Source organism: Helicobacter monodelphidis (assembly GCF_003288845.1).
Lineage (GTDB): Bacteria > Campylobacterota > Campylobacteria > Campylobacterales > Helicobacteraceae > NHYN01.
Genome location: NZ_NHYN01000031.1, coordinates 1 through 8,714, shown reverse-complemented (window position 1 = coordinate 8,714; position 8,714 = coordinate 1). Strand labels below are relative to the sequence as shown.

Below are 8,714 nucleotides of genomic sequence, written 5' to 3'. Positions count from 1 at the left end.
ATTCTCTTTCACTCATGATTGCTTTTCTCCTTTTTTAGATTTGGATTCATTTGTGTTTTCTTCTTGATGTGTAAAGAAGTTTTCTAGCTCTCCTCTTTGCTGTTTTGTTTGGAGTTCTAAGGCTCTTTGCAATATTGAATCTTCTGTGGATTGTGGTGTTTGTGTGTAATAAGAATCGACTTGAGGGTTCTTAAAAACCATTCTTGTATTTAAGTTTCTATCAGAATAAAATGTTATAATTATTTCATCAGAGGGGGAAAGTGGCGGGATGAGACCCTCCCCTTTGATTTTGTCGGTTGCCACTCTACCTTTATCTCTTTTAATATTGTGCCAACCTTTAACATAGTGAATCACATAATCAATGATTGCATTCTCAATAGCTTCTATATCTGTTTTTATTGGTGTGGCCTTCTTTTCATTGAAAGTTACATTGTAGATACCTCTTTGTTCATTTTTCATCTTGTGCCTCCTTGTTATTAAACTCGATTTTTAAAAGCAAGGTAGCTATAAAAGAGTGCAGCTCCATCACGTTTGACACTCTGTAAAGAGAGATTATCCAAAGCTCCAACTAATTGCTCTTCAGTAAAAGTATTTGCTAATATCTTAAGATTAGCGACACCGATATTAAAAGCGATTGTGTATTGCTCATAGAGTTGCATTAAAAAATATTCAAGAATGTAATCATTTTCTTTTAGAATTTCATTGTAAGCTAAAGTCATTTCTTTGTAAATAATAGCATTTTGAATCATAGAGAATATTTCTTTATGGAGTAAGGATTGAATCTCATCAATATTTTGAATGCGTGTTAATTCTAGCGATTGCAATTCATAGAAAAAGTTTGTGGTCAAAAATTTATTGCCCTCACTCTCTCTATAAAAAGTTTTAGAAAGCGTATTGAGTCTTGTCTCGATTCTATCTTTTTTTTCTAAAGTGCGATAAGAGTAAGCCTTGTATATCTCTTTAGGCTGAATAGAATCACAATAACTTTGTTGCTTAGCTAAAATTTCTATTGTATTCTTTGGTTTATTGCGTTGAAGTATATAAAATCCATACAAGAATAAAGGTATAACAATTGCTAAGCTATATTTTAAAGTGTAAGTCACTTCTTCTGTTATAAAAAAGAAAATAGCAAGACAAACCGTACTGATTGCTATCCCTACTGCCATATAATAATATACTTGCTTTCCTCTCAAATCGCTTGAGATAAATACAAAGAATGCAAATACCATAAAGCCTACTACCATTAAAATCAACATTTTTTCTCCTTATACCTAAGGCTTAAAAACCTTAGGTCATAAAATTACTTCTGCTTTCGTAATATTGGTTGTTGTTCTTCAATATCTTTTAAAGCTTGTTCTTGAATCATTTGTTTATCCAAGTCTGCAAACATTTTTTCTAAATCTTGATGGCTTGGATAAGAACACATCATCTGTAAAAACTCTTCTTGTAAAGCTTCAGCCTCAAATCCAGCTTGATTCAAAAAAGCAATTAAATGGCGATTGCTCTCAAATACAATCTCTCCTAAGTGATATTCAATCATTTCTCTTGCTTTCTCATCTATGTGGATTCTCCCCTCTATAAGCTCCAAAGAAATTTGCAAATTGCATTTTTTAAACAATTTTTGCATTTCAAGAAAAATTTCTTCTTGCTTTTGAGCTCTAAATTCTTTCAAAGCTTTATCACTGGCGATTTTTTCTTGCATAGCTTTCCTCTCCTTGTTGCTCTAATTGAGTAAAAAAGTTTTTAAGGCTTGGTATAGGCTGAATAGATTCTGCTTCTATCTGCAAATCATCATTTTCTATTTCTGCATCAATTGGAGTATTTTGATTGAGTGACTGAAACAAAGGTTGTTGCTCTGCTTGTTGCCGTATCTCTTCTACGCTTTTTTCAGTAAAGATAAGATCGTTATTTGATTCAACTGATTCTTCCTCTTGATATTTCTTTTGAAACTCTTTGCTTTGCAAAACTTTATGTAATTCAGCTATCACAGTTTGTGTAATTTCTAGATCGCATTTATGCTTATGGCATTCTTCTTGTGCAAGATTAATCTTTTCCATAAAATGATCATTTGCACCATTCTGTCTTGCAAACTTTCTAAAATCTTCAAATTGCTGATTGAATGAGGGTTGTTCATTGATAGATTCTGTCAAACTCGCATTTTCTGCCATAGTTTTAGCAATAGAATCTAAGAGAGATTGTTGTTCCTCAATATTACCCCTCTGAAGCATTTTTTTAAGTTCTGCATTTTTGCGTTTCAGTTCCGCCAACATATCTCTTAATTCTATATTAGGTAACTTGCTCAAATCTTGCTTGAATGTTTGCATAAAATTTGAATCATGCAAGAAATCTTTTTCAAAGGGAAAGGCAATTTGTCTTTCATCTTTAATGAAACTTACAATCTCATTAAAACTTGGGTAACCCTTTTTTGCAAACGCATAATGCGTATTTACATTTTTTTGCATTTCTGCTAAAAGCTCGGCATTCTTTTGTAGCTCTTCGTCAATATAGTATTGTTCGTTCATCTCTATCTCCTTTTGTCTGCAAATTTCACATAGAAATTTGCAGATCTATTTCTCATCTAGCGTTATTTCTTTTTATACTAGAAACCTCTTCTTCATCGAAATATCCCTCTAAATACATATTCTTAACTCTTCTGTCGATAGTTATATCTGAATTCATTGAGTGCAGAATTATCATGGCGTAAATCTGTGCTTGATTGCTCTTGAGTTTGATATTTTGGATTAAAAGATTCTTGCTGAATACGCTCAAATAAAGATTGTAGATCTTTGCCTTGCAAGGCATTCTCGATTGCTTCTTTTTTAGCTGGTGCAACTATTTCGTCCCAAAAGGCTTTATTGTGCTTACCTTTGAATGTCTCAATAAAATTAAGAAACTTAATTCTTGTTTCCTTTTGAGGATCTGTGAGAGAATTTATATATTCCTGCTTAGACTGTTCTTGGATAATCGCCTTTTGTGCTGTCACTTCTTGCCTAAACGCTCTATTTGCAAAAATTTTGTCTGCATAGTTTTGAATATGTTGAATTGTAGAATCAACAAGCTCAGCTTTAGCCTCTTCACTTTGAAGTTGTTGTTTTGCAGTGAAAATATCTTGCCAAAAATCTGGAGAGAGTTTGGCTTGTTCAGATTCTCCTTGCTGTCTGATATTTTGTATAAGATTATCAAATTTCAAGCTAATTTCTTTTTGATTTGCTGTCATTTGAAACTCTGGGTATTGTAGCATCTTTGATAATTCTGCTATGGCTTCTTTGATGTGGGGTAAATCACAAGCAAGTCTATAGCATTCTTTTTGTGCATATTTGACTTGCTCCATAAAATGATCATTTGCACCATTTTGTCTTGCAAACTTCCTAAAATCTGCAAACTCTCTATTAAGTTGCCCTCTGTAAGCAACTCTTTTAGCCTGTAGCTCCTTATTTTCCCAAATTTGCTTATTTTGTTCTCTTTCTTCTTTTCCAAAAGAAGACTCTAAAGCACTATCTGATAAAGCATTATAGAAAGGAGCAAGGTAGGCTTGCAGAGCTTCTCCTTTTAAATTTTGTTTCAAACACTGCTCTTCTGCTTGTTTCAAATTTGCATAAAATTCTGCATTCCTATTGCTCTCATAACCTGCTTTGTATAGATCATTAATTGCTTCTCTAATTTCTTTATGTTCTAATTGCTTTTTAGCAAAAACTACAAAATCTGCCATTTCTAGCTCCTTTTTTAAAAATTTTTCAGTCATGACTTGATGACATTTTAAAAGATTCAAAAATGCGAAAACTTAAAAATAGCACTTTTTTATTATTTATTTTACTTAAAATTTTATTAATGTTTTTTCCTTAAAGTAAGTGTTATAGGAGGTTATACAAAAAACTTAAGCTTTCTTTTAGTATGTTTAAGTTCTGTTGAAGATTTATTTTTTTTCTACAGATACGCAAAATAGGTAGAATGTAGAATAAATTTTAAATGATTTATATTTTTCCTTAAAGTATCGGTATTATCGAACATACACCATAATCTATGAAAAAATATAATAAATTTTTTTCCTTAAACTTGCAAAATAGTTAATGAAAAGTAAATAAAAGTGGGTTTTTAGGCAAAAAAGCTTAAATATAATTTTAAAATAAATTGAAAAAAACTTGATAGAATACCGATATTTAAGTGTTTATAGAGATTAAATTTTATTAAAAATATATTTCTTAAAGAATCCTGTTTTTACTTTTAAATTATTTTAGTGCCAATTCAGCAGTGAATTGTTATAGTTCTGCTAAAGGAGAGAAAGAAAATGAAAGTTTTCATATTTGCTGGTGTCAATGGAGCTGGAAAGACTACGCTTTACTATAATGAAATTGAAAAAGGAAAGGATTTTGGTAGACGCATCAATATTGACGAAATTGTAAGCTCATTTGGGGATTGGAAAAATCAATCTGATCAAATACGAGCCTCCAAAATTGCCATAAATTTAAGAAATAGCTATATTCAAAACGCGTATGATTTTAATTTAGAAACAACGCTTTGTGGCTCTAGCATTATTGCACTTTTTAAAAAATTACAAGAAAATGGTTATTCTATTTACCTCTATTATGTCAAAGTTAAATCTGTTGACATTGCAAAGAATAGAGTCAAACAAAGAGTAAAAAAGGGAGGGCACAATATCAGTGAAAAGCTCATTGAAAAAAGATTCAAACAATCTAGTAAAAATTTAGAAACTATTATTCCTTTTTGCAAACAAGTGTTAATATTTGACAATTCTGAAAGTGAATTTCAATTAGTAGAACGTGAATCACCCAAAAAGTCTAAAATTTAGATATAATAATACAAACGAGCGTTTGCTATGTTTATTCATAGTAACGCCTTTATGTGTTTTTGCCCCTACTCCCTTGCGGTTTTGGGGCTTTGTTGTTATAGCTAAATTTTGCTAAAAGTTATGTTTCTAGCTCCTCATTCTGCGAACTTCTACGATTTCTTCTGATTGTTGATTTTGAATTTGAATATCTTGAGATGAGATTATTTTGAAAATTTGAGAAGCAAAGCTCTGGATTTTTGAAAGATTTGATTTACCAAATTTTAAGCAAGAAAACCTTCGCCTCTTAGGCGGAGGATGAATTGCCACTCACCGTTAGGCAAGTTAAAAAACTTAATACTTATTAACTGACTTGTAAAAACTAAAATTAGTTAAATTCTACTATAATACCGATATGGATAAGAAATATAATACAAATCAACACTCAGTCTATTTGTTACAATATCACTTCATGCTCGTTGTGAAGTATCGTAGAAAAATGTTAAATGATGAGATATGCAAAAGGCTTAGAGAGATTTTTAAATACATAGCAGAGAATCCACGATATAGCCTTAAAGTAATAGAATTTAACCACGATATAGACCACTTACACATACTATTTGAAGCAGAGCCAAAAAGTGAGTTAGTAAAGTTCATTAATGCCTATAAATCTACTTCAAGCAGAATTATTAAACAAGAATTTACGCATATAAGAAAATTTTTGTGGAAAGAATATTTTTGGAGTAGAAGTTATTTTTTAGCCACGACAGGGGGAGTAAGCCTAGAAGTGTTAAAAAAATATGTAGAAAATCAAGGCGTCAAAGAAAAAGGCGAAAATTTAGATAAACGCACAAAGGCGTATAGGAATCTATAATGCAAATAACCAAAGGTTTTAAATATAGAATCTATCCTAATAAAGAGCAACAAGCATTAATCAATCATCAATGCTTCATCTATAATCAAGCCTATAATATATGCCTAAATCTATGGCTTAAAGAAGTAGAATCTAATAAAGATTTACCAAAAGAGCAAAAGAAATATCTTAGAGCGGTTGATTATGACAGACTTGTAAAAGAGGCTCTAAAGAATAGAGAATTACCCTTTAAATCAGTAGTTACTCAACAAGCAAGAATTAACTTCTTACGATCAATAAAAAGAGCATTGAGTAAAGAAATGGTAGCCGAACGCAAAAGAGCCTTAGATTCTGCTACAACACCAAAGCAAAAAGCAAAAGCACTAAAACTAGGCATACCAAATTTTAAAAACTCTAAACTCGCTAAAACTTCGTTTAATTGGAACAATCAAGGCTTTCAAATCCTAGAATCTAATAACGCTAAATTTAAAACATTTAAGCTAATGTCTATGCCACTTAAAATGAAATATCATAGATCATTACCGCAAGGCTACAAAGTTAATCAAATAACAATAAGCACAAGCAATGATAAATACTATGCTTCATTTAGCATTACTTATAAACAAGAAATTAAGCAAGTAGATTTAGCACATTTAGATTCTGCTAAGTGTATAGGCATAGACTTAAATATAAATGATATTGCTTTAAGTGATGGAGAGTTAATTAAAACACTTTCAAAAAAAGTCAATGCTAAAAAATATAACGATAAATTCAAAAGACTTATGCGTAAAAATTCAAGGCGAGTAAGGATTAAACTAGAATCTAAAAATAAAAATCAAAAGTTAAGCAATAACTTTAGAAAAACTCAAAAACAATTAAATCAAATCTATGAAAGGAGTAGCAACATTAAAAAAGATAGTTATCACAAGATAACGACTAGACTTATTAAAGAATTTGACTTGGTAGCAGTTGAAGCACTTAAAAATAAGAATATGACAAAACGAGCAAAACTTAAAAATGTCAAACAAAAAAGCGGATTAAATCGCTCTATTTTAAATACTTCATTCTATCAATTCTCTCAAATGCTTGCATATAAAGCATTGCATAATGGCAAATTCTTTGTAAAAGTAAATCCACAATATACAAGTAAAACCTGTAGTGTATGTGGAAAAATAAATGAGAATCTCAGTCTAAGCGATAGAGTGTTTGAGTGTGATTGTGGAAACATAATCCATAGAGATATTAATGCTAGTATCAATATCTTAGAGAGAGGATTAAAGTCGTTTGGGTTAGGAATTAGCCTATTAGACACTAAACAAAAAGCCTTTCGAGTTAGCTAAGGTTGCTTAGCTTTAGTTAGGAAGCCCACACTTCTTAAGTGGGGGTAATTCACTAATTCGCTGAATCTCATCACTAAAAATCTCTGAAACACTTTCGCCTTCCTTACTCTCACTTGAATTAGATGATTGATTGTACATTGCTTTGAATATATACAGCTCCCTGATTTCTTTTTGCAATTCCTCATTTTTGGATTCTGCTTTTGCATTGTTATCTTTCAAGATAGAGTTTTCTACATGGAGTCGATCAATAACTGTTCCGCTTCCTGCTAAATCAGTTTCTAGTTGCTCATTTTCTTGCACAAGTTTTTCTATAGCTTCTTTAAAATTTTTTTCTGTTTCCTCTGCAAATTTTTTCATTTCCTCTTCAGCTTTTTCTTTAAAAAGATTTAACTCATTCACTTTTTCTGATAAACTCCCTTTAAGACTTGAAATTGTTTGTTCAAGTTTTGCAATTTGTTCAAAAGATTTTTGATACTCTGTTTCCCTGTTTGTTATTTCTTCTTTTAGAGAAGAAATCTGTGTTTCTTTTTTAGAAATATCTTGAATATCCCTTGTTATAAGCAAACTTGCAAGATTGATTGTATCATCATCTCTATATTTTTGTTTTGCTAAATCAAGAGCTTCTTTTATGGATATGCCATCATCAATTTGGGTTCTAATGTAAATATAGGCCTCTTTTGCATCTTGTTCCGCTTTTTGAAGTCTCATTTCAAGTTTTTCTCTTTCCTTTTCAGCATAATAAGTTACACCTAGTTTTAAACATTCCTCAAATGAATCTTCAAGATTCATTCTGAATTGCGTTGTTGCTGCTTGTGATAATTTTTGCTCTAGACTCTCTGGGGCTAATGATGTTCTATTCTTCATTTTTTGTGATTTTAATTCTTCTTTAGCCTGATTTCTGATTCTTATTGACTCTTGCTTACTTATCAAAATTTCTTGCCCTGTAACATGGGTTTCTCTCTCAAGTCCTATTCCATTTTTCCAAGAATAACAAAAGGTAATATTGGGTAAAACGTATGCAAAACCTAAACATAAACCACTCAAAATAAAGTTTGTATCTTTAATGTTTTTGGTATTTTCTTTGAAATTATAAGCAACTCTTGTTGTGTAAACTCCAATTTTACTTTCTTCATCAATTAAGCCCCTGCGAGAGTAATAAAAAATGAGCTTTGAATCTTGTATACCTCTAAAATCTAAAAAGGATCGTGAGGTGCAAGTGAAAAAATAATTTTTCAGTATTTCTTGTTCTTCATATCCATATGATTTTATATCAAATGAAATTTTAACTAATGGAACATCTGCAAAAGGTGCTAATCCTTTACCCTTCAGTGCTGAAGCAAGTCTAAAATCAAATTGTGCAATATCTTGTTTGAAGATATCTGAACATTTTTCAATCATTTCTGCAGATTGCATTTTTGTTTCATAGATACTATGAGTCTCTTCCCATTCCAAATGATACTTTTTTAAAAAATCATTCAGGCTCTCATCATTCCCATTCCAAAATGGTTTTAGTGCCATAACAGGCGTTTGCCACAAATCAATTAAACGAACATCTGATTCAGATTCTTCTTTCTCTATTGTAATAAAAATACTAGCCATACCTACTCCTTTTCTTTTGAATACCTATAAGTGAAGAGAGATTAATCATTTACCCTCCCTCTTTCTTGCAACTTCTCTTAGAAAATCTGTCTTATTGTCTGATTGTGGGATATTGTCTAATGTCTTGATTGCATAATCA

At 31.0% G+C, this 8,714-nt stretch carries 9 protein-coding genes; 3 read left to right on the top strand and 6 right to left on the bottom strand.

Translation table 11 applies throughout. The annotated features are described in order from the left end of the window. Positions 1-12 precede the first annotated feature (12 nt). From CCZ01_RS09235 to CCZ01_RS09215, 5 genes are all read right to left on the bottom strand, one after another. Positions 13-459, bottom strand: coding sequence for a hypothetical protein (locus tag CCZ01_RS09235; protein ID WP_112052930.1), 447 nt, complete (start codon positions 457-459; stop codon positions 13-15). Positions 460-476: 17 nt separating this feature from the next. Beyond that, the gene (locus tag CCZ01_RS09230) at positions 477-1,256 is read right to left on the bottom strand and encodes a hypothetical protein (protein ID WP_112052929.1); all 780 of its coding nucleotides are present in this window, start codon (positions 1,254-1,256) and stop codon (positions 477-479) included. 44 nt (positions 1,257-1,300) lie between these two features. Then, complete coding sequence (locus CCZ01_RS09225; RefSeq protein ID WP_112052928.1) at positions 1,301-1,702, bottom strand: hypothetical protein; 402 nt, start codon at positions 1,700-1,702, stop codon at positions 1,301-1,303. Beyond that, positions 1,680-2,522: a hypothetical protein gene (locus tag CCZ01_RS09220; RefSeq protein WP_112052927.1), complete on the bottom strand. Its 843-nt coding sequence runs from the start codon at positions 2,520-2,522 to the stop codon at positions 1,680-1,682. Before CCZ01_RS09220 ends, CCZ01_RS09225 begins: the two co-directional genes overlap by 23 nt. A 122-nt stretch (positions 2,523-2,644) precedes the next feature. Beyond that, positions 2,645-3,709: a hypothetical protein gene (locus CCZ01_RS09215; protein WP_112052926.1), complete on the bottom strand. Its 1,065-nt coding sequence runs from the start codon at positions 3,707-3,709 to the stop codon at positions 2,645-2,647. 576 nt (positions 3,710-4,285) lie between these two features. Here CCZ01_RS09215 and CCZ01_RS09210 point away from each other — a divergent pair. The 3 genes from CCZ01_RS09210 (at position 4,286) to CCZ01_RS09200 (ending at position 6,976) form a co-directional block, all read left to right on the top strand. Continuing rightward, positions 4,286-4,807 carry a zeta toxin family protein gene (locus CCZ01_RS09210; RefSeq protein ID WP_112052925.1) on the top strand — a complete coding sequence of 174 codons (522 nt, stop codon included), beginning with the start codon at positions 4,286-4,288 and terminating at the stop codon, positions 4,805-4,807. 391 nt (positions 4,808-5,198) lie between these two features. After that, positions 5,199-5,657 (top strand): IS200/IS605 family transposase, encoded by a 459-nt coding sequence (gene tnpA / locus CCZ01_RS09205; RefSeq protein ID WP_112052924.1) that lies wholly within the window; start codon positions 5,199-5,201, stop codon positions 5,655-5,657. After that, positions 5,657-6,976, top strand: a complete 1,320-nt coding sequence (locus CCZ01_RS09200) for an RNA-guided endonuclease InsQ/TnpB family protein (RefSeq protein WP_112052923.1) — start codon at positions 5,657-5,659, stop codon at positions 6,974-6,976. The genes tnpA and CCZ01_RS09200 overlap by 1 nt, the downstream gene beginning before the upstream one ends. A 12-nt stretch (positions 6,977-6,988) precedes the next feature. On the opposite strand, the gene CCZ01_RS09195 is transcribed toward CCZ01_RS09200, so the two are convergent. Further along, the gene (locus tag CCZ01_RS09195) at positions 6,989-8,575 is read right to left on the bottom strand and encodes a coiled-coil domain-containing protein (RefSeq protein ID WP_112052922.1); all 1,587 of its coding nucleotides are present in this window, start codon (positions 8,573-8,575) and stop codon (positions 6,989-6,991) included. Positions 8,576-8,714 lie beyond the last annotated feature (139 nt).